We start from the raw sequence: 22,088 nt of genomic DNA on the forward strand, positions 1-22,088 counted from the left end.
CTTCTCGCATATGTAAGTGTGGAAAACAGGGGCACGGCAAAAAATTTTTGATGCCGTACATCGCATGATGCATGACAGCCTCAAAAATCCTTGGCAGGCTTCATGACACGAGGCCACGCATTGAAAGATTGTTTCATGGCTGCATTATCGCTTCCGTCCGAGATACCAACGCCGTTGGCGGACATGGCCGTGCTCGCCGCCAAGCTTTCCGCAGGCTTCGTTATATTCGATGCCAAAGACATCCTTCGCTACGCAAGTGAGCGCCAGCGGCAGATTTACAGCTTCTGTGACTTCAATCAGCCACTGACCTTTGATGATATTTTGTTACAGACTGCGCAGAACAGCAGGCCTCGCGGCAATCCTGCACTCGCGGATGTTCGCCAACATCTCTCAGTGGCAAAGCTGCAAAGGTTAGAAGCCCGCCTTGAGTTTACCCGGTTGTTTCCGGTCGAGATGGTCTGTTCGCATGTACGCCTAGGCAATGGATGGAATGCTCAAATCCGTGTTGAAAAGGGGCGATCAGGGGTAGATCTTGACCACTACTTCTCGGAAGCTGCCCCGGCTGCGAGCTTAGTTGAAGTGATTCGGCAACGCGAGAACGCTCGCCAAAAAGCTGCAGCACTAGACTGCATCGCAATCGGGGTAGCTGTGGTAAGCCGAGATTGCGTTGTCAGGCATAAAAACGCTGCCATGGATGACATGCTTTTGAAAGGTGACGGCCTACGTTTGCGAAGCGGTCGTATTATCAGTTCACCTTACGATGATGACGATATCAACCTCCGACGCCTTGTCGCCGCCGCCGCGTCGGGAGCATTGCCTGTGCCGCAGGTAGCTATCTGCCTTCGTCGCCCCAATGGTGGTGAACCACTTGTTGTTTCTGTGTCACAAAACCTTGCTGCGGATGGAATGGCGGTGGTGGTTGTCGCACCACCGAAGTTCGATGAAGAAACCTTGGCTAGCGTGCTTGAGCGAGATTTTGGCCTGACGCCTGCAGAAGCTGCTCATGCCGCTGCGATCAGCGATGGCGCATCAAGCCACGAAGTTACAACAGCCCAAGGCAAGAGCGCCGCAACAGGCAGAAGTCAGCTTGCAAGCATCACCCGAAAGCTGAGCAGAAAACAGATTTCTGCAAATAGTCAATCGCGCCTCACCCGCTTTGCAATGGTGGTCGCGGCGATAACCGGCGCTGCCCGGTCGCGCAGCTCATAGAACGAGGACAACATGACCTTTATCCAGAAAGTGAACTCCCTCGATTTTCAGTTCATCGTTGATGGGCTCATCAACACGGACGGAATACACCCTGAAATCGCAACGCAAGCTGTCGATTTGTACCGTCAGTTCCTAGTTGCCGTTGCGATGAACCCAAACGAAAATATTGTTCCGACTAAGCTTGTTGACAAAGCATGGCACCATCACATCCTTCATACCCGGCGTTATCGGGAGGATTGTCTATTTCTTGTCGGCGAAATCATTGACCACGACCCGACCGTTTACCGTACTGAAGCTTATGATCGAGCTTGGGAAAAGACACGCAAGTTGGTTGCCTATGGCAACACAATGCCCGTGAGCCCCTATGTTGATGGAATTTCGGCCGGAGCGGGCTGTTTTGAACGTCCCCGGGCGGAGGCAACGGACTCCGCCGGAGCAGGCTGCTTCTTTGAAAAGCGGAGTATTCCACCTAATGAGTCCGCGACTGGCGCGGGGTGCTTTGTGGCACGAAAGGAAGCAGAAAACTCTGCCGATGTAAATGTAGGAGCGGGATGCTTTGTTGTCAAAAAAGCTGCCAAAAACACCTCTGAACTGAACGCTGGTGCGGGATGCTTCGTTACGCAAGGCACGCAATCCCTTAGGTCGGAACTGATGGCCGGTGCCGGCTGCTTTGTGGTCCGTCAGGCAGCCTAACATCTATCATTTTCTCCCGGCCGCATCACGCGGCCGGGATATCCAACTATAGTGGAGAGTAATGTGCTGGATTTCGCCGCCCCTCTGCCCCCTGATCCTGCCGTTTCTGAGACAAGGCACTTCGATTTCGACGGTAAAGATCTACGGCTGTCCTTAGAAACAACCTACTGGAGAGGACTTGAAGACATCGCACACCGGGAATCCGACTCAGTGGATAATGTGGTCAAACAACTCAGGGCTCGTGTCGCGAAAAAAGCAGGAATTTTCGCGCACGAAGTAACCTCTAACGAATTAGTGTCCGCCATTCACATATTGGTAGTTACCTATTTCCGTCAGTCTGCAGCGCGGAGGGGTCCTACACTTTTGGAGGAAGCGCTTATGGATATTGCTGGGGACATTCCGGATCAGGCAAATCAATAGAGCACGGCTTTAAATCATATTTACTTACAAGGGCATACACGCAAGCGCTACCACTACAATCGAGGCAGCGCAAAAAAAGCATTCGCCCTCGAAGCTCGCGCTCAGCAAAACGCAGCATGCTGCAAAACGTAAGAGGACTCATGTTTTGTATACAAAAGCACCGCATTAGCGGCGGCAATCATTTTTTAAAAGCACAAACGAACTTTTGCTTACGCTGTTTTTAGCAAAAGAGCAAACGACTCGCGACCGCATTTTTATAGTTTATCCCCGCTCGCGTCTTATTTTTTATTAATCACGCGAAACCGATATGCATAAATTCGTATCCCATTGCAGCTAAAGCAACTATATGCATCACACCGATCCTCAAACTCATTAGCACCGCCCTGAGTCCATAAAATATAAGGACCAAGAATATGTGCTCTATCTCAATTACTGTATATGCCGGCTCCGCATGTACTCCTCGCTCTGCATCTCCATCAGGCGGCTGACCGTGCGTTCAAACTCGAAGGCGTGGGTGCCTTCGGGGTACAGCCGGTCCGGCGGGCCGTCGGCGGTGATGACCGTCTTGACCTTGTGCTCGTAGAGGGCGTCGATCAGCGTCATGAAGCGCTTGGCCTCGTTGCGCAGTTCGTCCTTCATCGTCGGCACGTCGTCGATCAGCACCGTGTGGAAGTGGGTGGCGATGGCCAGATAGTCGGCGGCGCCGAAGGGCTTGCCGCAGAGATCCCAGAAATTCACCCAGGCGACGCCATGGGCGGCGCGTTCGATCTCGACGCGGCGGCCCTGGACGGCGAGGCGGACGGGGGCGCCGGGGGCGCCGTCGGTCAGCGCGGCGAAGGCCTCCTTCAGGCGCTGGTCGGATTCGGGGCCGAGCGGCCAGTGGTAGACGGGCTTGCCGCTCAGCCGGTCCATGCGGTAGTCGGTCGGGCCTTCCAGCGACAGCACGTCCAGCTTCTGCTTCAGCAGGTCGATGAAGGGCAGGAACAGCTCGCGCTGAAGGCCGTCCTTGTAGAGCATGTCCGGCGGCCAGTTGGAGGTCGCCACCACCACCACGCCCATCTCGAACAGGGCGGTGAACAGCCGGCCCAGGATCATGGCGTCGGTGATGTTGGTGACGTGGAACTCGTCGAAGCACAGAAGCCACGCCTCGTCGGCCAGCCGGCGGGCCAGCTCGGGCAGGGCTTCGCTGGCGTCGGGGATCGACTGGCGCAGATGGTGCAGCCGGTCGTGCACCTCCAGCATGAACTCGTGGAAATGGACGCGGCGCTTCTTCTCGACCGGGGCGGTGTCGAAGAACAGGTCCATCAGCATGGACTTGCCCCGCCCCACCCCGCCATACAGGTACAGGCCCTGCGGCGGCGGCTCCGGGTCGGCGCGGCGGCCCAGCCCGAACCGCTCCAGCCAGCCGGTCTTCACCGTGGCCGGCTGCGGGCGATAGCCCTTCAGCGCGTTGTACAGGCTCTGGAACTTCTCGGCGGCGAGCGCCTGGTCCGGGTCGGGACGCAGGGAGCCGTCGCCGCGCCGGGCGCGGTATACCGTAAGCGGTCCTTCGGACATGGATTCGCTTTGGATCAGGACAAGGGATTCCTTAGGTAGCGGATGCGCCCGCCCACCGCAACGCGGAACACCCGCCCGGACCGTACCGAACCCCTGCGCGCCGCCCCTTCGGGGCAGGACAGGGCGTCAGCGCACCCGTTCTGCGGAGAAGGTCCGGCTCGGGTTGACGAACTCGTCCTGGGCGGCGATCAGCTGAAGCTCGCGCGTGCCGCGCCGCTGGGTTTCCTGGAAGATGGCGTAGATCGCCGCCGCCGCCCGCTCCAGCGCCTCGGCCGGGCTGCCGGTCTTGAGGTAATGGGCGAGATAGAGGGCGGCCACCGCGTCGCCGGACCCGTTCGGCGCGGGGTCCAGCGGCAGGCGCGGGGTGGAGACCAGCCAGGCGCCCTCGGCCCCGTCGGCCAGCATCTCGATCCGGTCGGGGTCGGCGTCGGCCCGCGTCAGGCTGGTCACCAGCACCAGCCGCGTGCCGCGCGCCCGCAGGGCCGCCGTCGCCTCCATCGCGTCGGACAGCGTCTCCACCTTGCGGTCGGCCAGATACTCCAGCTCGAACTGGTTCGGCGTCAGGATGTCGGCGACGGGGACGGCGTGCTCCTTGATGAACTCCGGCAGGCCCGGCCGCACGAAGAAGCCGCGCCCGACGTCGCCCATCACCGGGTCGCAGCAATAGACCGCCTTGGGGTTGGCGGCCTTCACCCGCGCCGCCGTCTCGACGATCACCCGGCCCAGCCCGACGTCGCCCATGTAGCCCGACAGCACCGCGTCATAGGCCGGCAGCACGCCACGCGCGGCGATGCCCTCCACGATCTCGGCGATGTGCTCCGCCGTGAAGACCTGGCCGGTCCATTTGCCGTAGCCGGTGTGGTTGGAGAACTGCACCGTGTTCACGGCGGTGGCGTCCAGCCCCAGGCGCTGGAGCGGGAAGACGGCGGCCCGGTTGCCTACATAGCCGTAAGCAACATGGGACTGGATGGAGATGACGGTCTGCATGGCCAGCAAAGCTATGCCAAGCCAGGGCTTCCGTAAACCTCCCGCCGTGAAAAACGGCGCCTCGCAGGGCTGGTCTTCACGCGCCGCCGGGGCTAAGCATGGCGGCGGCACCCGATGGGCAAGCCGCCGACAAGACCTGCGCCGACAAGACCTGCCGAGAGGAACCGCCATGGCCATGACCGTCCGCCCGCGCCGCAGCCTGCTCTACATGCCGGGCTCCAACCCGCGCGCGCTGGAAAAGGGCCGCAGCCTGCCCGCCGACGGGCTGATCCTCGACCTGGAGGACGCCGTTACCCCCGACGCCAAGGCGGGCGCGCGGCAGGCCATCCGCGACGCGCTGGCGGCCGGCGGCTACGGCGGGCGGGAGCTGGCGGTGCGGGTCAACGGCCCCTACAGCCCCTGGGGCTACGAGGACCTGGTCATGGCGGCCTCCAGCGGGGCGGACGCCGTGCTGCTGCCCAAGGTGGAAAGCGCCGACGCCGTCCGCCAGGCGGAAGCCGTGCTGCGCGCCCACGGCTCGCCGGAGGGCCAGCGCATCTGGTGCATGATGGAAACGCCGCTCGGCATGCTGAACGCGAAGGAGATCGCCGGGGCCTCGCCGAAGCTGGGCGCCCTGGTCATGGGCACCTCCGACCTCGCCAAGGACCTCCAGGCCGCCCACACGCGCGAACGGCTGCCGATGATCACCAGCCTCGGCCTCTGCCTGCTGGCCGCCCGCGCCTACGGCCTCGCCATCCTCGACGGCGTCCATCTCGACCTGGAGGACGATGAGGGGTTCCGCCAGTCCTGCCGACAGGGGCGCGAGCTGGGCTTCGACGGCAAGACGCTGATCCATCCCAAGACCATCGCCGCCTGCAACGAGGCCTTCGCCCCGACGGCCGAGGAGCTGGATTATTCCCGGCGCATCATCGACGCCCACGCCCGCGCGGCGGCCGAGGGCAAAGGCGTGGTGCTGGTGGACGGGAAGCTGGTGGAGAACCTGCATGTCGAGAACGCCCGGCGGCTCGTGGCGCTGGCGCAAGCCATCGCCGGCCTGGAAGGCGCCTGAAGGACCGGGACGCCCAAATCACGGGCGCCAGAATCACGCTCGCCAGAATCACGCTCGCCAGAATCACGGGCGCGGGCGACGTACCCCGCTTTTGGAAAAAGCCATCGGGAAGACTCATCCCTTCGGGAACCATCCCGGCCCCCTCCGGTTTGCTGGACTGAAGCAGAGGTGGAGGTTCCAGATGGCCTCGAAGGACAATGGCCGCACGTCGAGCCGCGGCTTCGCGTCGATGGATCCCGACCGGCAACGCGAGATCGCCAGCAAAGGCGGGGAAAGCGTGCCGGCGGGCAAGCGCAGCTTTTCGAAGAATCCCGAACTGGCGGCGGAAGCCGGGCGAAAGGGCGGGCGCAGCGTCCCCGCCACCTCGCGCAGTTTCTCCCGCGATCCGTCCCTGGCGGCCGCTGCCGGCCGCAAGGGCGGGCAGGCCAGCCACGGCGGCCGCAGCGCCGACCGGACGGCGGAATGACCGGCCCGGGGGCATAGAAAAACCCCTCTCCCGTCGCCGGGAGAGGGGTTCTTTTTATCGGCCGGCCTGAACGGTCACGCCGTCAGGCGGAGAGCTTGTCGAGTTCCCGCAGGATGGAGTCGCCCATCACGGTGGTCGAGCAGCGCGCCATGCCCGGAGCCATGATGTCAGCCGTGCGCATGCCGCCGGACAGGACACGCTGGATCGAGGCCTCGATCATGCCGGCCTCTTCGGCGCGGTCGAAGCTGTAGCGCAGCGCCATGGCGAAGCTCAGCAGCATCGCGCAGGGGTTGGCCAGATCCTTGCCCGCGATGTCCGGGGCGGTGCCGTGGATCGGCTCGTACATCGCCTTGCGGTTGCCATTGGCGTCCGCGGCGCCGAGCGACGCCGACGGCAGCATGCCGAGCGAGCCGGTCATCATGGCCGCCTCGTCCGACAGGATGTCGCCGAACAGGTTGTCGGTGACGATCACATCGAACTGGCGCGGGTTGCGCACCAGCTGCATGGCCGCGTTGTCGGCCAGCATGTGGTGCAGCTCGACGTCCGAATATTCTTCCTGATGCAGCCGCGTGACCTCCTGCCGCCACAGCAGGCCGGATTCCATCACGTTGCCCTTCTCCAGCGAGTGGACCTTGTTGCCGCGCTTGCGCGCCAGCTCGAAGGCCACCGCGGCGACGCGGCGGATCTCGGTGGTGGTGTAGGTCTGCGTGTTGACGCCGCGGCGCTCGCCGTTGCCCATATCCTCGATGCCGCGCGGCTCACCGAAATAGATGCCGCCCGTCAGCTCGCGGACGAACATGATGTCCAGGCCCTTGACGATCTCCGGCTTCAGGGTCGAGGCGTCGACCAGCGCGTCGAAGACGGTCGCCGGGCGCAGGTTGGCGAACAGCGCCAGCTCCTTGCGCAGGGTCAGCAGGCCGGCCTCCGGGCGCTTGTCGAAGGCGACCTTGTCCCACTTCGGGCCGCCGACGGCGCCCAGCAGCACCGCGTCGGACGCCATCGCGGCGGCCAGCGTCTCGTCCGTCAGAGGAACGCCGTGGGCGTCGATGGCGGCACCGCCGACCAGCCCCTCGGTGATGTCGAAGGACACGCCACGCTTGCGGTCCATCCAGTCGATCACGCGGCGCACCTGGCGCATGACCTCCGGACCGATTCCATCCCCGGGAAGAACGAGAAGCTTCTTATTGGCGGGCATTGCGCACGCACTCCTTATTTGGGCGCCAGTTGTTCAGGTCGTCGCACGTACAGGTCCGGTCAGATCCGGATCCAGGGCCGGTCGCCGGCCAGATTGCTTTCGTAGCTGTCGATGGACGACACGTTCTGCAAGGTCAGCCCGATGTCGTCCAGGCCGTTCAGAAGGCAGTGCTTGCGGAACGGCTCGACCTCGAAGGTGATCTTGCCGCCGTCCGGACCGGTGATCTCCTGGCGCTCCAGGTCGATGGTGATGACCGCGTTGGCGCCGCGCGAGGCGTCGTCCAGCAGCAGGTCCACCTGCTCCTTGGTAAGGCGGATCGGCAGGATGCCGTTCTTGAAGCAGTTGTTGTAGAAGATGTCGGCGAAGCTCGGCGCGATAACGCAGCGGATGCCGAAGTCCAGCAGGGCCCAGGGCGCGTGCTCGCGCGAGGAGCCGCAGCCGAAATTGTCGCCCGCCACCAGGATCTTGGCCCCACGGTAGGCCGGCTTGTTGAGGACGAACTCCGCGACCTCCTGGCCGTCGGCCGTGTAGCGCATCTCGTCGAAGAGGTGCTTGCCGAGCCCGGTGCGCTTGATCGTCTTCAGGAACTGCTTGGGGATGATCATGTCGGTGTCGATGTTGATCATCGGAAGCGGTGCCGCGACACCGGTGAGAACAGTGAACTTATCCATCGCCAGAATCCTGTCGCGCGAAAGAAATCAGGGGTGCGCCTGCGGTGCCCGGTGAATAGCAGAGCCTATCCGCCATTGCCAGAGGAAGCTTGCCGCGACGGAGGCACGCATAGCACGAATGCGCAAGAGAGGGTACAACGAAACGCAAGGATCTTATCCGGATGGCCCTTTTCGGGGGTCTCGGACCAGCATTGCGATGCCCGGCTCGGCCGCACGCCGGCCTGGATTGCGCCATGTCTTTGTGCTGTCTAATACCGGGTTCGGAAAATTCCGACCTCCGAACCCGGTATAGGGCCGCGACTGCGGCCCCGCGCCCCGTGGAGCGGAAGTCTGACCACAGATCGGGACTTCATGAAAATCGTATGATGGGCGCCCCATGACCCCACGCGACAGCCAACCTCCATGATCGCCGCCATCGCCTCCCGCCTCGGCCGGCTGCTGGACCGCCCGCGCGGCCGGCTCCTCGTCCAATTCATGCGGTTCGGTCTCGTCGGCGTCGGCGGGCTGGCCGTGGACACGGCGGTGCTCTATGCGATCCTGTGGAGCGGGGCCGCGGAGTTCCCCGTCGCCCGCGCGCTTTCCTTCCTCTGCGCGGTGACGGCGACCTGGGCGCTGAACCGCAGCTTCACCTTCCGGGACGCGGTGCGCGAGCCGCCGCACCGGCAATGGGCCAAGTTCGCCGCCGCGAACGGCATCGGCGGGGCCGTGAACATCGCGGTCTCGCTTGGGCTGGAAGCCAATGTCGCCGTCGTTGCGGCCTATCCGGTGCTGGCGGTCTGCGCGGGATCGGTGGCCGGTCTCCTGTTCAATTTCTTCACGTCGCGGTGGCTGGTCTTCCGCCAGGGCTGATCCGGCCCGTCAATCAGGCGCAAAAAACCGGCCAGGCGCGAAAACCGGCCAGGCACGAAAGCCGGCGGACCCAAGTGTTGCGCGCAGGGGATGGCCGGTCTTCGGCGGTCCGCCGGCCATGGACTCCGGCCCGCTCCTCGCCATATAACGGCGGTCATGACGCGCGAATTCCTGAAAATGCATGGTCTCGGCAATGATTTTGTCGTGATCGACGCCCGCAACACGCCGTACCGCCCGGCCGAGGCCGAGGTGCGCGCCATCGCCGACCGCAAGACCGGCGTGGGCTGCGACCAGTTCATCGTCCTGGAAGCGGCGACGCAGGAAGGGTCGGGCGGCTTCATGCGCATCCACAACGCCGACGGCAGCGAGGTCTCGGCCTGCGGCAACGCGTCGCGCTGCATCGGCTGGCTGCTGCTGGAGGAGACCGGGGCGGAGCGCGTCACCTTCGAGACGGGTGCCGGCCTTCTGGAGGCCTACCGGGCCGAGGAAGGACGCATCACCGTGGACATGGGCCCGGCGCGGCTCGACTGGGAGCAGATCCCGCTCGCCGGCCCGGCCGACACGCTGCGCCTCGACATTGAGCAGGACGGCTACCGGGATCCGGTCGCCGTCAACATGGGCAACCCGCACGCCGTCTTCTTCGTGGAGGACGCCGACGCCGTTCCGCTGGACCGGGTCGGCCCGCCGCTGGAACACCACCCCGCCTTCCCCGAGCGCACCAACGTGGAATTCGCGCAGGTCCTCTCCCCCACCGCGATCCGCATGCGCGTGTGGGAGCGCGGATCGGGCGTTACGCGGGCCTGCGGCACGGGCGCCTGCGCCACGCTGGTCGCCGCCGCCCGCCGCGGCCTGACCGGCCGCAAGGCCGACATCCTGCTGGACGGCGGCACCCTCACCATCGACTGGCTCGACGACGGCCGCGTCCTGATGACCGGCCCCGTCGCACTGAGCTTCACCGGGCGCCTTGCGTCCGAACTGGTACCGGTATGACCGACACCCTTTCCCACGACGACACCCGAAACCTCGCCGATCCCGAGATCGTCACCTTCGGCTGCCGCCTCAACAGCTACGAGTCCGAGGTGATGCGGGCGCACGCGCGCCAGGCGGGGCTGGAAGACCTCGTCATCGTCAACACCTGCGCCGTGACGTCCGAGGCCGAGCGGCAGGCGCGCCAGACCATCCGCAAGCTGCGGCGGGAACGGCCGGGTGCGCGCATCGTCGTCACCGGCTGCGCCGCCCAGATCGACCCGCAGCGCTTCGCCGCCATGCCGGAGGTGGACCAGGTCCTCGGCAACCAGGAAAAGCTCCAGCCGGAAAGCTGGGGGCTGGCGCCGACGGAAAAGGTGCTGGTCAACGACATCATGTCGGTGAAGGAGACCGCGAGCCACCTGATCGGCGGTTTCGAGGACCGGGCGCGCGCCTTCATCCAGGTGCAGCAGGGCTGCGACCACCGCTGCACCTTCTGCATCATTCCTTATGGGCGCGGCCCCTCGCGCTCCGTGCCGATCGGCGCCATCGTGGAGCAGGTGCGGGCACTGGTCGCCGCCGGCTATAACGAGGTGGTGCTGTCCGGCGTGGACATCACCAGCTTCGGCCCCGACCTGCCGGGCACGCCGACGCTGGGCCAGATGGTCCGCCGTCTGCTCGCCGCCGTGCCGGAACTGCCGCGCCTGCGCCTCTCCTCGCTCGACTGCATCGAGATCGACGACGACCTCTGGCGGCTGATCGAGACCGAGCCGCGGCTGATGCCGCATCTGCACCTGTCGCTCCAGGCCGGCGACGACATGATCCTGAAGCGCATGAAGCGCCGCCACATGCGCGCCGACGCCATCGCCTTCTGTCAGCGCGTGCGCAGCTTGCGCCCGGACATCGTGTTCGGCGCGGACTTCATCGCCGGTTTCCCGACGGAAACCGAGGAGATGTTCGAGAACACGCTGCGGCTGGTCGAGGAATGCGGCCTGACCTGGCTGCACGTCTTCCCCTACAGCCCGCGCCCCGGCACCCCCGCCGCCCGCATGCCGCAGGTGGACGGGGCGATCCGCAAGGAGCGCGCCGCCCGCCTGCGCGCGCTGGGCGCCGTGGTCGAGGCACGCACGCAAGGCACCCTGCTCGGCAGCACGGTCGAGGTGCTGGTCGAGAAGGACGACCTCGGCCGCACCGAGCATTTCGCCGAGATCCGCCTGGGCACCCCGCAGACGCCCGGCGCGCTGGTGCGCGCCGTGGTGACGGGAATCCGGGACGGCAAGCTCACCGGTTCTCCGGTCACGGCGTAACCCCCAACCTCAGACATCGGACACCCAATGATCCTGCGCTGGTTCGGCCGCAAGAAGCCCGAGGAAGAAACCCGCAAGGACGAGGCCGCGCCCGTCGCGCCGGAGCCCGCCGCCAGCCCTGAACCCGTGGCGCAGGAGCCGGCGCCGGCACCGCCCGCCGCCGAACCGGCCCCGCAGCCGGCCCCCGAACTGCCGTCCGACCTTCCCCCGCCCCCGGCGGTGGAGACGCCCGACCCGCCCCCGCTCGCCCCGCCCGACAAGCCGGAGGTGCGCGAGGACGAGCCGGAGGTGGTGAACCCGCAGCCGCCGGAGCCCGTGCGCGCCGAGGCCCCGGCTCCGGCCCCGGCTCCGGCCGCGCTCGACGAGGAGCCGCCGAAGAAGGGCTGGTTCGCCCGGCTGAAGGAGGGTCTGTCCAAGTCCTCCAGCAAGCTGACCGAGGGCATCACCGGCATCTTCACCAAGCGCAAGCTCGACGACGAGGCGCTGGAGGAGCTGGAGGAGCTGCTGATCACCGCCGATCTCGGCCCCGCCACGGCGGCCAAGGTCACGGCGGAGCTGGCGCGCACCCGCTTCGGCAAGGAGGTCACGCCGGAGGAGGTCCGCGCGACCCTGGCCGCCGAGGTGGCGCGGATCGTCGGCCCCATCGCCCGGCCGCTGGAGATCGACGCGTCGCTGAAGCCGCACGTCATCCTGGTGGTCGGCGTCAACGGCACCGGCAAGACCACGACCATCGGCAAGCTCGCCCGCCAGTTCCGGGCGGAGGGCAAGTCGGTGATGCTGGCGGCCGGCGACACCTTCCGCGCCGCCGCCGTGAGCCAGCTGAAGATCTGGGGCGAGCGCACCGGCTGCCCGGTGATCGCGCGCGACACCGGGGCGGACGCCGCCGGCCTCGCCTACGACGCGCTGGAACAGGCGCGCCGCGCGGGCGTGGACGTGCTGCTGATCGACACGGCCGGCCGGCTTCAGAACAAGGCCGGGCTGATGGACGAGCTGCGCAAGATCGTGCGCGTCATCAAAAAGGTCGATGAAACCGCGCCTCACACCACCCTGCTGACGCTGGACGCGACCACCGGGCAGAACGCCCACAGCCAGGTCGAGGTGTTCCGCGACATGGTCAACGTCTCGGGCCTGATCCTGACGAAGCTGGACGGATCGGCGCGTGGCGGCGTGCTGGTCGCGCTCGCCGAGAAGTTCAAGATCCCCGTGCACGCCATCGGCGTCGGCGAGGGGGTGTACGACCTGCGCCCCTTCGACGCCGACGCCTTCGCCCGTTCACTGCTTGGCCTGGAGAAGTGATGCCCACGACCGCCACGGCCCCCTACCAGCCCGGCCCCGTCGGCCAGTTCACCGACGCCGACGAGGCGCTGGCCCAGGTCCGCGCGATCTACGACGCCAACACCGGCTTCCTGCGCGACCGTTTCCAGGCCTTCACGCGCGGGGAGGACGGGATGGAGCGGCGCCAGGCCTTCTATCCTTACGTCCGCATGACCACCACGACGGCGGCGTCGATCGACACGCGCCTGTCCTACGGCTTCATCGAGGGCACGGGCGCCCACGCCACCACCCTGACCCGCCCCGACCTGTACGACCGCTATTACCGCGAACAGCTCTCGCTGCTGCTGCGGAACCACGGCGTGCCGCTCGAGGTCGGCGTCAGCACCGAGGCGATCCCCATCCATTTCGCCTTCGCCAACGGCATGCATGTGGAGGGCGACATCGCCCCGGAGCGGCTGAACCTGCTGCCGGACCTGTTCGACCTGCCCGACCTCGCCCGCATGGACGACACCATCGTCAACGGCACCTACGAGGCGGCGCTGGACGCGGAGAAGCCGCTGGCGCTGTTCACCGCACCCCGCGTGGACTTCTCCCTGCACCGGCTGCGCCACTACACGGCCACATATCCCGAGGATTTCCAGAACTTCGTCCTCTTCACGAACTACCAGTTCTACGTGGACGAGTTCGTGCGCATGTCGCGCGAGATCATGGAGCCGACGGACGACCCGGCACTCGCCGAATACCGCCGCCAGTACGACCGCTTCATCGAGCCGGGCGACGGCGTCACCCACAACCGGAACCTCGACCCGAACGCCCCGGCCAGCCTCGCCAAGCTGGCGCGCCTGCCGCAGATGCCCGCCTACCACCTGACCCGACCAGACGGGAACGGCATCACGCTGGTGAACATCGGCGTCGGCCCGTCCAACGCCAAGACCATCACCGACCACATCGCCGTGCTGCGCCCGCACGCCTGGATCATGCTGGGCCACTGCGCGGGCCTGCGCGGCACCCAGCGGCTCGGCGACTATGTGCTGGCGCACGGCTATGTCCGCGACGACCATGTGCTGGACGCCGACCTGCCGACCTGGGTCCCCGTCCCGGCGCTGGCCGAGGTGCAGCGGGCGCTGGAGACGGCGGTGGAGAGCGTCACCGGCCTGCACGGCTACGCGCTGAAGAGCATCATGCGCACCGGCACCGTCGCCACCATCGACAACCGGAACTGGGAGCTGCGCGACCACCGCGAGCCCCTGATGCGCTTCAGCCAGAGCCGTGCCATCGCGCTGGACATGGAAAGCGCCACCATCGCCGCAAACGGCTTCCGCTTCCGCGTGCCCTACGGCACGCTGCTGTGCGTGTCGGACAAGCCCATGCACGGCCAGCTCAAGCTGCCGGGCATGGCCGACCGCTTCTACCGCGACCGCGTGGACCAGCACCTGAAGATCGGCGTGCTCGCCATGGAACTGCTGCGCGAGCACGGCATGGAAACCCTGCACTCCCGCAAGCTGCGCAGCTTCGCCGAGGTGGCGTTCCAGTAGGACGCCTCCTGGCTCAAAATACCACGCAAGCAAATTTTCTATTGTGGGAAGTGAACTTGCCGTCATCCCCGCGAAAGCGGGGATCCAGAACTTCCCATTGCATGCCGCTTTGGGGAACTCTGGATCCCCGCTTTCGCGGGGATGACGGTTAATTTGTTGTTTTCCCAGTCGCGCCATTGCCAATAGGGTGCAAATCGCAGCCCGTTCTGGAAGAGGGTATTTACGCTGCCTGCGTAATGGCGAGCCAAAACCCCTTCGCTACCTGATCGTTCCATCCCTTCCCTCTTCCGCCCGGGCGCGGTTCGGGCTATGTGAGTCGGCATGAACCAGTATCTTCGACTGCTGACGGAAGCCGGCCCGCTCGCCGCCTTCTTCATCGCCAACGCGCAGGGCGGGATCATGGTCGGCACGGCCGTCTTCATGGTGGCCATCCTGGCGGCGGTTCTCGTCTCCTGGCGCATGGAGCGCAAGGTGCCGATCATGCCCGTGGTCGGGGCCGGCTTCGTGCTGCTGTTCGGCGGGCTGACCCTGTGGCTCCAGGATGACCTGTTCATCAAAATCAAGCCGACGCTGGTGAACCTGCTCTTCGCCGCCGTGCTGTTCGTGTCCTACGCCATGCGCCGCAACGTCATGAAGCGGCTGCTCGGCACGGTGCTGAGCCTGACGGACGAGGGCTGGCGCATCCTCAGCCTGCGCTGGGCCTTCTTCTTCCTGCTGCTGGCGGTGCTGAACGAGATCGTCTGGCGCAGCATGGACACCGACGCCTGGGTGAACTTCAAGGTCTTCGGCATCATGCCGCTGACGCTGGTCTTCAGCGCCTTCCAGACGCCCGTGATCCTGCGCCACCAGATCCCGGAGGAGGGCGCGGCCTCCACCGACAAGACCGCGGCCCCCTGATCCCCTTCCCTTCCCGCCCGAACCACCGCCGGAGCCCCGCAGATGACGGACGCCTACCCCCGCGACATGATCGGCTACGGAGCCGAGCCGCCGCACGCCAACTGGCCGGGCGGGGCGCGGGTGGCGGTGCAGTTCGTGGTCAATTACGAGGAGGGCGGCGAGAACAACGTGCTGCACGGCGACGCCGCCTCGGAAGCCTTCCTGTCGGAGATCGTCGGCGCCCAGCCCATCCAGGGCATGCGGCACATGAACATGGAGTCGATCTACGAGTACGGCTCGCGCGCCGGCTTCTGGCGGCTGCACCGCATGTTCACCGAGCGCGGCATGCCGGTCACCGTCTACGGCGTCGCCATGGCGCTGGAGCGCAACCCCGACGCCGTCGCCGCCATGAAGGCCGCGGGCTGGGAGATCGCCACCCACGGCTGGCGCTGGATCGACTATCAGCACCGGTCGGCCGAGGAGGAGCGCGAGCACATGCTGCGCGCCATCGAGGTGCACACCCGCGTGACGGGGGAGCGGCCGCTCGGCTGGTATCTCGGCCGTTGCAGCCCGAACACCTGGCGGCTGGTGGCCGAGGAGGGCGGCTTCGTCTACAACGCCGACTCCTACGCCGACGACCTGCCCTATTGGGACGACCGCCACGGCCGCCCGCAGCTGATCGTGCCCTACACGCTCGACGCCAACGACATGCGCTTCGCGACGAACCAGGGCTTCAACACGGGCGAGCACTTCTTCAGCTACCTCAAGGACAGCTTCGATGTGCTCTACGCGGAGGGCGCGGAGCGACCGAGGATGATGTCGGTCGGGCTGCACTGCCGCCTTGTCGGGCGGCCGGGCCGCGCGGCGGCACTCGCCCGCTTCCTCGATTACGTGCGGGGCCATGACAGGGTGTGGGTCACCACCCGGCTCGACATCGCCCGGCACTGGATCGCCGAGCATCCCTATCGCGGGGATCGATAACGAAACGGCGGGAGTGGAGGATTTGCCCCGGCGCTCTTGCCCGGCACGCCCCCTCGCCTCACATAGACAACGGCAGTAAAAACAAGGGAAACCTTACGGATATGGGCAGCTTCAGCATCTGGCATTGGATCATCGTTCTCGTCATCATCCTGCTCCTGTTCGGGGCCGGGAAGCTGCCGTCGGTCATGGGCGATCTCGCCAAGGGCGTGAAGGCCTTCAAGTCCGGCATGAAGGACGATGAGGACGACAAGCCCGCCCCGGCCGCCTCGACGACCACCATCCAGCATGAGGTGCCGCCGGCCGCTCCCCGTCCGGGTGCCGCACCCGGTGTCTCCGAGGCCCCGCGCCAGCCGGGCCCGCCTCCGCAGGGCTGAACCCCACGGACCTGAGCCCGCAGGACCGGCGCCCGATCTTTCTCACGGGCGCCGGTCCGCATGCGGGTTTTAACCCTGTGGAATTTACGGTAGAAAGAGCGGGAATCGATTCCCGAGGCCCCGGCGCGCGTCCATTGCGCGGGCGGGCCTTCTCCTCCCCGCCGACCTTTTGGATGTTCCCCCCGCCGTGAGCGTCAAGGACAAGCACAAGACCCCCGGCCGGCGGCCCGCCGGAACCGCTTCCACCGGAACGGAGCCCGCCGAGGCCAGCCGCGAGGACATCGCGAAGCTCCTGCGCGCGCTGAACGACGACCTGCCGCCGAACGCGGCCGACGATCACGGCGCCGACCCGCTGGACGACGACGCGCTGGACGATGGGCCGGAGAGGAAGGCGGACCGCCGCCTGCCGCTCGGCATGATCGCCGCCGCCCTGGTCGCGGCGGCCGGCGTGGGCTTCGCGGTCGTGATGCTGGATGGCCGGGGCGGCGAGGATGCGTCCTCCGTCGCCGAGGCGCCGCAGGTGATGGACGAGGGCAGTCAGAGTGGGGGCAACCAGGGTGGCGGGCCGCAGGCGCTGATCGCCCGCCCCGATCTCGCCCCGTCCGACCCGGCCGCACCCGCCGTCCTGGCGCCGCCCCCCGCAATGCCGGAAGCGCCCGCGCCGACCGCCCCGCCGGCAACCGCCGCCGCTCCCGCGCCGCAGAGCACGCCTCCCCTCGCCGCCACCGCTCCCGAGCCGCCCGCGCCCGCCGCCGCCGCCCCCCGGAGCGCCGAGGCACCGGCCGCGAAGCCGGCCGATCCGGCACCTGCGTCGGCCCTGGCACCTGCATCGCCCCCGTCGCCTGTATCGGCCCCGTCGCCCACGACCGCTCCCGCCGCCGACACCCGCCAGCCCGAGACCGCCACGGCGGCAGGCCCGGTTGCTGTCACCGCGCCCGCTCCGGCCCCCGCGCCCCAGCCGGCGCCGCCCGTGGCCGAGGCACCGGCGGCCGAACCCGCTCCGCCGGCCCCTGCCCAGAGTGCTCAGACTCAGAGTGCTCAAACTCAAAGCGCTCCGGTCCGGAGTGGTCCGCCTCCAGCGCCTCCCGCGCAAACGGCCCCGCCGCCAGCCGCGGCGACGCAGCCGGCCAAGCCGGCGGCATCCCCCCGCGCTCCGGCGGCGGCGGCTCCGGCCGTCCCGGCGCAGGGGAACGGCGGGCGCTTCACCATCCAGCTCGGCTCCTTCCAGGTGGCGGAGAACGCCGACGCGCTGGTGCGCCGCCTCCAGGCGCGCGGCATCGAGGCCTACACGCTGGCCTGGACCGACTCCGAGCAGCGGAACTGGCGCGTCGTGCGCGTCGGCCGCTACCCCAGCAGCGCCGAGGCGCAACGCGCCGCCGAGGATCTGCGGAGCAGCATCGGCGGGCTGAATCCCGTCGTCGTCATCGGGGCACGCTGAGCCCGGCGTCCGGACGGACGCCGGACGATGCCGCAAAGGGAACGATCCCCATGCACGGCCCGCACACCATGCCAGCGGAACCGCTTTTCCGCGCCGTTCTCGACACCAACGTGCTGGTCGCCTACGCCCTGCTCGGCGAGGGCGTCTCGCGCCGCGACGAGGCCGTGCGGAACTGCGTCGAGACGGCGCTGGCCACGGGCGAGCTTCTGGCGTCCGAGGACACGCTCGCCGAACTGCGCGCCGTCCTGACCCGTCCGGACTTCGAGCGCTACAAACCCGCCGCCGAGCGGGAGCGGAGCGTCGCCGCCTTCACCGCCCGGTCGCGGCTGGTCCGGCCCGCCGAGATCGGCCGGCTGTGCCGGGACCCGGAGGACGACATGTTCCTCGCGGTGGCGCTGGCGGGCGACGCGGACTGGCTGGTCACGGTGGACCGGCAGCTCCTGTCGGTGCGCGGCATCGGCCGAACCCGCATCCTGCGCCCCGCGCGCTTCCTGGAGGCCTTGCCGGAAGCGGCGCGCCGGCCCGGAGGGACGGCCCGGCCGGGCGGACCGGGTGACGGTTGCGAGGGGTAGCCCCGGCTTTTTACCCTCGACAAGCGGGCCGCGATCCATAGAATGAACCGTGAACACTTCGCAAACCGCGAGTGAACGGATGAGCATGCAACCCCTCCTCTTCGACGACCTGCCCGAGACGGAACGGGTGCGCAAGCCGGCGCGCCGGTCCCGCGCCACAAACCTCGCAGCGCCCGTCGAGGTGGACGTGGTGCGCGAAGCCGTGCCGGCGCCTCTTCCCGGCTCCCTGGCCGCCGCTCCGGCGGACGGCAGGGCCGCCCGGCGGAAGGCCGCGGCGCTGGCCCCGGCGCCGGTCCGGGAGCAGCCCGCCGCCCTGCCGCTGGCGCCCCCCGCCCCGCCCCCGCCTCCGCCGGCCTTCGAGCCGGCCGCGCTCACCAACGCGGAGCTGCGCGCGCTCGTCCAGGCCCTGCCGGACCAGCGCCTCGCCCATCTGCTGCTGGAAGCCGCGCGCGAGCTGAAGCGCCGCGTGGCCCCCGACCATTGGGACGAGGAGGCCGGCCCGTTCGAGCCCGACCAGACCCTGCTGCGCGCCGCGCGCCAGGCCGCCGGGGAACTGTCCGGCGAGGACGCCTGACGGCCCTTCCCGGAAGACCGTTTCGCCATTCTTTCGCCAGGATTCATGTCGGGCATTCCGACCGCGTCTGTGGCATGATCCGGCGCCTGGATCGGGCGAAGGGCGGGACAGCCTGACCCGAAATTGCGTTCGCGGGCGCAGCCGGGCTGGGAGGAAGCGAGTTTTCCGGGAGAGTTCTGTTGGATTGGATTGCCTGGCTTCAGGGATGGGGTGACTGGTTCTACCCGATCGCTTTCTTATGGGCCTTCTTCGAAGGTGAGACCTTCGTCATCTTCGGGGGCATGGGTGCCCACATGGGCATCATCAACCTGTACTGGCTGATCGCGGCGGTGTGGATCGGCAGCTTCTGCGGTGACCAGTGCTGGTACTGGATCGGCCGGAAATGGGGCGCCAAGGCGCTCGCCCGCTTCCCCTCGGCCGAGGCCAAGTCCGAGCGCATCCTGGGCTGGCTCGCGCGCTACGGCGTCGGCTTCATCCTGGTTTTCCGCTTCATCTACGGCGTGCGCAACGTGGCCTCGGTCGCCATCGGCACCTCGCGCATGCCCGTCACGAAATTCATGTTCTGGAACTTCATCGCGGCCGGCATCTGGGCCTGCAGCTTCGCGGGCGCCGGCTACCTGTTCGGCGAGGCCGCGGCGGCGGCTGGCGAACACGGCATGAAGATCCTGCTCCTGATCATCGTGGTCATCGGCGGTGCCATCATCGCGCGCAAGAGCCTGCGCTGGGCACGCCGGCGCGGCTCGGCCGAGAACGAGGCCTGAGACACCGGGAGAGGCAAGGCGGCCGGGAAAGGCGGAAGCAGCACCCGGCCCCCTTGCCCGCTCTCTCGGCCGCTCCCGGCCCGGTCAGGGCTTGCGCTGGATCCAGATGGCCGTGAGGTCGTCGCGCAGGGGCGCGCGCGCCCCGGCGTTGAAGCGGTCCAGCATGTGGCGCAGGGGCGCCTTCGGCGCCGCGGCCAGCGCCGCGGCCACGAGATCCGGCACGCTTTCCTGGGTGATCGGGGCGAGGTCCGGCCGCGCCGGATCGGGCTCCGCCTCGATCAGCGCGTCGCTGTAGAGGAACAGGAAGCCGCCGCGCGGCAGGCGCAGCGTGCGGTCCTCGTACCGGGCACGGCGCGAGACGCCGAGCACCAGCCCAGCGGAATCGAGCATCTCGAGGCTGCCGCCGGTGCCCAGCACCGGTTTTGGGGAGCCGGCCGCCGCATAGGTCAGCCGGTCGGTCGCGAGATCGAGCACCCCGAAGAAGGCCGTGGCGAATTGCCCCACCGGCAGCACGTCCTTCAGCGCGAGGTTGAGCCGCGACAGCCAGTCCGACGGCGTGATGTCGTTCATCGGAATCCGCTCGATCAGCATGTGCAGGCGGAAGGTGTTGATCGCCGCCGTGATGCCGTGCCCGGCGAAATCGACGATGAGGAAGGCGACCCGGCGTTCGCCGAGCTTGTAGACGTTCCAGAAATCGCCGCCCAGCTCCGACGAGGTCTCGAAATGCGCATCCAGCGTAAGCCCGAACTCGTGAGCGATGGCATCGACGCGCGCGGGCTCCGGCAGCAGGGAGAGCTGCATCGACTGGGCCAGCCGAAGCTCCCGCTCCACGCGCTCGCGGAAGGCCGCGAGGTCGTTGAACAGCCGCCGCTTCTCCAACTGGTGGCGGACCCGGGCCGCGCATTCGCCCGGCTTGATCGGCTTCGAGATGAAATCGGTGCCGCCGGCCTCGAAACAGCGGACCTGCTCCTCGTCGCTGTCGTAGGCGGTCTGGAAAAGAACCGGAAGCTGCTCGTGTGTCGCGTTGCGGCGCAGGCTGCGGCACATTTCCAGCCCGTCCATGACCGGCATCTCGACATCGAGCAGGATGAGGTCCGGCCGGAAGCCGTCGATCTTCGCCAACCCCTCCTCGCCGTTCTCGGCGAACTCGATGTCCGTGATGCCGAGCCGCCCGATCACCAGGGCGAGGGAGCGCCGGTTGAAGGCGTTGTCGTCCACGATGAGGACGCGGCTGCCGGTGAGCGGAAGGTTCATGGCGGGGCTGGGGTCAGAGATCGAACTGCAGCAGGGTGCAGCGGCCGCCGTCCGTCACCGTGACGGCGCGGGCGAGCGAGCGCATGAAGAGGAAGCCGCGGCCCGACCGCGCGCCGCGCCGCGCCGTTTCGGGAAGGGCCGAGCTGTCGAACCCCCCGCCCTGGTCGAGCACGGCGATGGACAGCGTGCCATCCTCCCAGCGGACGAACAGGTCCAGCCTCCGGCCGCGGACCGCGCCGTCGCCGAGCCGGTCCTGGATCAGCTGGCTGAACAGCCGGTGCCCCTCGGGCTTTTCCTTGGGCGCGCTGGGGATGCCCATGTTGCCGTGAAGGATGGCGTTGGCGATCGCCTCGTGCAGGCACAGCTCCACCGCCGGCCTGCGTTCGTCGGTCAGAACGCCGCGCCGGGCCAGCGCGTCGCAGACCAGGACCGCGCATTGCAGCCCGTAGGCCGTCGCGGTGGTCAGGGACAGATAGAAGCCCTGGGTGACCGGCGGGACCCCGGCCCAGTCGCCCTGGGCGTCGCCCTGCTCCGTCAGTTCGACGGCGAAGAAGGCGCCATGCTCCAGTGCCGCCAGCCACCGCTCGCGGTCCGAGCCCGCCGGAAGGAGGGTGGCTTCCGCACGGTCCGCGTTCCCGCCCGCGGAGAGTCCGAAACGGGACGCCGCGCGCAACGCCAGATCGGCGGGCAGCCGTTCGCGGGCGACGCAGAAGGGACGTCCGGCGTCCGGATCCTCACTGCAGGACAGTGAGGATATCATGGAAACGGGCGAGCATCAGGGAACGCAGCACGCTGCCGCGAGGATGGCGGATGGACAGGTCAATCTGCCGCTCGTTGGCCTCTTCCTCGAGGATCAGCAGCATGCCGAGGCCAGCGGAGTCGATGAATTCGAGATCCTCGACGTCGAGGATGAAGCAGCGGGACGGTATATTGTCCAGCAGGTTGATGAGTTCCCGCAGCTTCTCGTGGTCGGTGAACTCCATCCGGCCGGACAGGTACGCCTCCGTGACGTCCATCGTGGTCTTGGAACGGAACTGCATCTTGCCCTCGTCATACACGGAATGCCCGGCGGGGCCGAAC

At 67.3% G+C, this 22,088-nt stretch carries 24 protein-coding genes; 17 read left to right on the forward strand and 7 right to left on the reverse strand.

Annotation, left to right across the window (positions count from 1 at the left end):
* Nucleotides 1-135: 135 nt before the first annotated feature.
* The 3 genes from JUB11_RS05785 to JUB11_RS05795 all read left to right on the forward strand — a co-directional run bounded on the left by JUB11_RS05785 (nucleotide 136) and on the right by JUB11_RS05795 (nucleotide 2,322).
* Nucleotides 136-1,209 carry a hypothetical protein gene (locus JUB11_RS05785; protein WP_207457121.1) on the forward strand — a complete coding sequence of 358 codons (1,074 nt, stop codon included), beginning with the start codon at nucleotides 136-138 and terminating at the stop codon, nucleotides 1,207-1,209.
* Between the two features lie 12 nt (nucleotides 1,210-1,221).
* Nucleotides 1,222-1,902: a hypothetical protein gene (locus JUB11_RS05790; protein WP_207457124.1), complete on the forward strand. Its 681-nt coding sequence runs from the start codon at nucleotides 1,222-1,224 to the stop codon at nucleotides 1,900-1,902.
* Nucleotides 1,903-1,965: 63 nt separating this feature from the next.
* Complete coding sequence (locus JUB11_RS05795) at nucleotides 1,966-2,322, forward strand: ribbon-helix-helix domain-containing protein (protein ID WP_207457129.1); 357 nt, start codon at nucleotides 1,966-1,968, stop codon at nucleotides 2,320-2,322.
* Nucleotides 2,323-2,751: 429 nt separating this feature from the next.
* Here the strand turns inward: JUB11_RS05795 and zapE are convergent, their stop codons facing one another.
* Nucleotides 2,752-3,879 (reverse strand): cell division protein ZapE, encoded by a 1,128-nt coding sequence (gene zapE / locus JUB11_RS05800; RefSeq protein ID WP_207457132.1) that lies wholly within the window; start codon nucleotides 3,877-3,879, stop codon nucleotides 2,752-2,754.
* A gap of 126 nt (nucleotides 3,880-4,005) precedes the next feature.
* Nucleotides 4,006-4,866, reverse strand: a complete 861-nt coding sequence (gene pdxY, locus JUB11_RS05805; RefSeq protein WP_207457135.1) for a pyridoxal kinase PdxY — start codon at nucleotides 4,864-4,866, stop codon at nucleotides 4,006-4,008.
* Between the two features lie 169 nt (nucleotides 4,867-5,035).
* Between pdxY and JUB11_RS05810 the strand changes: the two genes are divergently transcribed.
* On the forward strand, nucleotides 5,036-5,914 hold the full coding sequence (locus JUB11_RS05810; protein ID WP_207457138.1) for a CoA ester lyase: 879 nt from the start codon (nucleotides 5,036-5,038) through the stop codon (nucleotides 5,912-5,914).
* 181 nt (nucleotides 5,915-6,095) lie between these two features.
* Entirely contained in the window at nucleotides 6,096-6,380 is a 285-nt protein-coding gene (locus tag JUB11_RS05815) for a general stress protein (protein ID WP_207457142.1), read from the forward strand.
* 82 nt (nucleotides 6,381-6,462) lie between these two features.
* Here the strand turns inward: JUB11_RS05815 and leuB are convergent, their stop codons facing one another.
* Nucleotides 6,463-7,575 carry a 3-isopropylmalate dehydrogenase gene (gene leuB / locus JUB11_RS05820; RefSeq protein ID WP_207457144.1) on the reverse strand — a complete coding sequence of 371 codons (1,113 nt, stop codon included), beginning with the start codon at nucleotides 7,573-7,575 and terminating at the stop codon, nucleotides 6,463-6,465.
* Nucleotides 7,576-7,634: 59 nt separating this feature from the next.
* Complete coding sequence (gene leuD / locus JUB11_RS05825) at nucleotides 7,635-8,246, reverse strand: 3-isopropylmalate dehydratase small subunit (RefSeq protein WP_207457146.1); 612 nt, start codon at nucleotides 8,244-8,246, stop codon at nucleotides 7,635-7,637.
* A gap of 402 nt (nucleotides 8,247-8,648) precedes the next feature.
* Between leuD and JUB11_RS05830 the strand changes: the two genes are divergently transcribed.
* The 12 genes from JUB11_RS05830 (at nucleotide 8,649) to JUB11_RS05885 (ending at nucleotide 19,754) form a co-directional block, all read left to right on the forward strand.
* On the forward strand, nucleotides 8,649-9,095 hold the full coding sequence (locus JUB11_RS05830; RefSeq protein ID WP_207457149.1) for a GtrA family protein: 447 nt from the start codon (nucleotides 8,649-8,651) through the stop codon (nucleotides 9,093-9,095).
* 156 nt (nucleotides 9,096-9,251) lie between these two features.
* Complete coding sequence (dapF, locus tag JUB11_RS05835; RefSeq protein ID WP_207457151.1) at nucleotides 9,252-10,085, forward strand: diaminopimelate epimerase; 834 nt, start codon at nucleotides 9,252-9,254, stop codon at nucleotides 10,083-10,085.
* Entirely contained in the window at nucleotides 10,082-11,368 is a 1,287-nt protein-coding gene (mtaB, locus tag JUB11_RS05840) for a tRNA (N(6)-L-threonylcarbamoyladenosine(37)-C(2))-methylthiotransferase MtaB (protein ID WP_207457154.1), read from the forward strand. The genes dapF and mtaB overlap by 4 nt, the downstream gene beginning before the upstream one ends.
* 27 nt (nucleotides 11,369-11,395) lie before the next feature.
* The gene (gene ftsY / locus JUB11_RS05845; protein WP_207457162.1) at nucleotides 11,396-12,664 is read left to right on the forward strand and encodes a signal recognition particle-docking protein FtsY; all 1,269 of its coding nucleotides are present in this window, start codon (nucleotides 11,396-11,398) and stop codon (nucleotides 12,662-12,664) included.
* Entirely contained in the window at nucleotides 12,664-14,178 is a 1,515-nt protein-coding gene (locus tag JUB11_RS05850) for an AMP nucleosidase (protein ID WP_207457166.1), read from the forward strand. The genes ftsY and JUB11_RS05850 overlap by 1 nt, the downstream gene beginning before the upstream one ends.
* A 321-nt stretch (nucleotides 14,179-14,499) precedes the next feature.
* Complete coding sequence (locus JUB11_RS05855; RefSeq protein ID WP_207457168.1) at nucleotides 14,500-15,075, forward strand: septation protein A; 576 nt, start codon at nucleotides 14,500-14,502, stop codon at nucleotides 15,073-15,075.
* A 42-nt stretch (nucleotides 15,076-15,117) separates the two neighbouring features.
* Nucleotides 15,118-16,035, forward strand: coding sequence for an allantoinase PuuE (gene puuE / locus JUB11_RS05860; protein ID WP_207457171.1), 918 nt, complete (start codon nucleotides 15,118-15,120; stop codon nucleotides 16,033-16,035).
* 101 nt (nucleotides 16,036-16,136) lie between these two features.
* On the forward strand, nucleotides 16,137-16,409 hold the full coding sequence (locus JUB11_RS05865; RefSeq protein ID WP_207457173.1) for a twin-arginine translocase TatA/TatE family subunit: 273 nt from the start codon (nucleotides 16,137-16,139) through the stop codon (nucleotides 16,407-16,409).
* A 187-nt stretch (nucleotides 16,410-16,596) separates the two neighbouring features.
* Complete coding sequence (locus JUB11_RS33345) at nucleotides 16,597-17,847, forward strand: SPOR domain-containing protein (RefSeq protein WP_207457175.1); 1,251 nt, start codon at nucleotides 16,597-16,599, stop codon at nucleotides 17,845-17,847.
* Between the two features lie 50 nt (nucleotides 17,848-17,897).
* Nucleotides 17,898-18,419, forward strand: coding sequence for a putative toxin-antitoxin system toxin component, PIN family (locus tag JUB11_RS05875; RefSeq protein WP_247886870.1), 522 nt, complete (start codon nucleotides 17,898-17,900; stop codon nucleotides 18,417-18,419).
* A 79-nt stretch (nucleotides 18,420-18,498) separates the two neighbouring features.
* A complete protein-coding gene (locus JUB11_RS05880; RefSeq protein ID WP_207457177.1) occupies nucleotides 18,499-18,993 on the forward strand; it encodes a hypothetical protein in 495 nt (164 codons plus the stop codon).
* 179 nt (nucleotides 18,994-19,172) lie between these two features.
* Nucleotides 19,173-19,754, forward strand: a complete 582-nt coding sequence (locus JUB11_RS05885) for a DedA family protein (protein ID WP_247886871.1) — start codon at nucleotides 19,173-19,175, stop codon at nucleotides 19,752-19,754.
* 84 nt (nucleotides 19,755-19,838) lie between these two features.
* Here JUB11_RS05885 and JUB11_RS05890 read toward each other — a convergent pair whose 3' ends face one another.
* Genes JUB11_RS05890 through JUB11_RS05900 form a run of 3 tightly spaced genes read right to left on the reverse strand, consistent with a single transcriptional unit; the run spans nucleotide 19,839 to nucleotide 22,048 of the window.
* Nucleotides 19,839-21,008: a fused response regulator/phosphatase gene (locus JUB11_RS05890; protein ID WP_207457179.1), complete on the reverse strand. Its 1,170-nt coding sequence runs from the start codon at nucleotides 21,006-21,008 to the stop codon at nucleotides 19,839-19,841.
* Nucleotides 21,009-21,021: 13 nt separating this feature from the next.
* Complete coding sequence (locus JUB11_RS05895) at nucleotides 21,022-21,768, reverse strand: ATP-binding protein (RefSeq protein WP_207457181.1); 747 nt, start codon at nucleotides 21,766-21,768, stop codon at nucleotides 21,022-21,024.
* Nucleotides 21,743-22,048, reverse strand: coding sequence for an STAS domain-containing protein (locus tag JUB11_RS05900; RefSeq protein WP_207457183.1), 306 nt, complete (start codon nucleotides 22,046-22,048; stop codon nucleotides 21,743-21,745). Before JUB11_RS05900 ends, JUB11_RS05895 begins: the two co-directional genes overlap by 26 nt.
* Nucleotides 22,049-22,088: the final 40 nt, after the last annotated feature.

This window comes from Azospirillum sp. SYSU D00513, assembly GCF_017356015.1.
Taxonomy (GTDB): domain Bacteria; phylum Pseudomonadota; class Alphaproteobacteria; order Azospirillales; family Azospirillaceae; genus Azospirillum.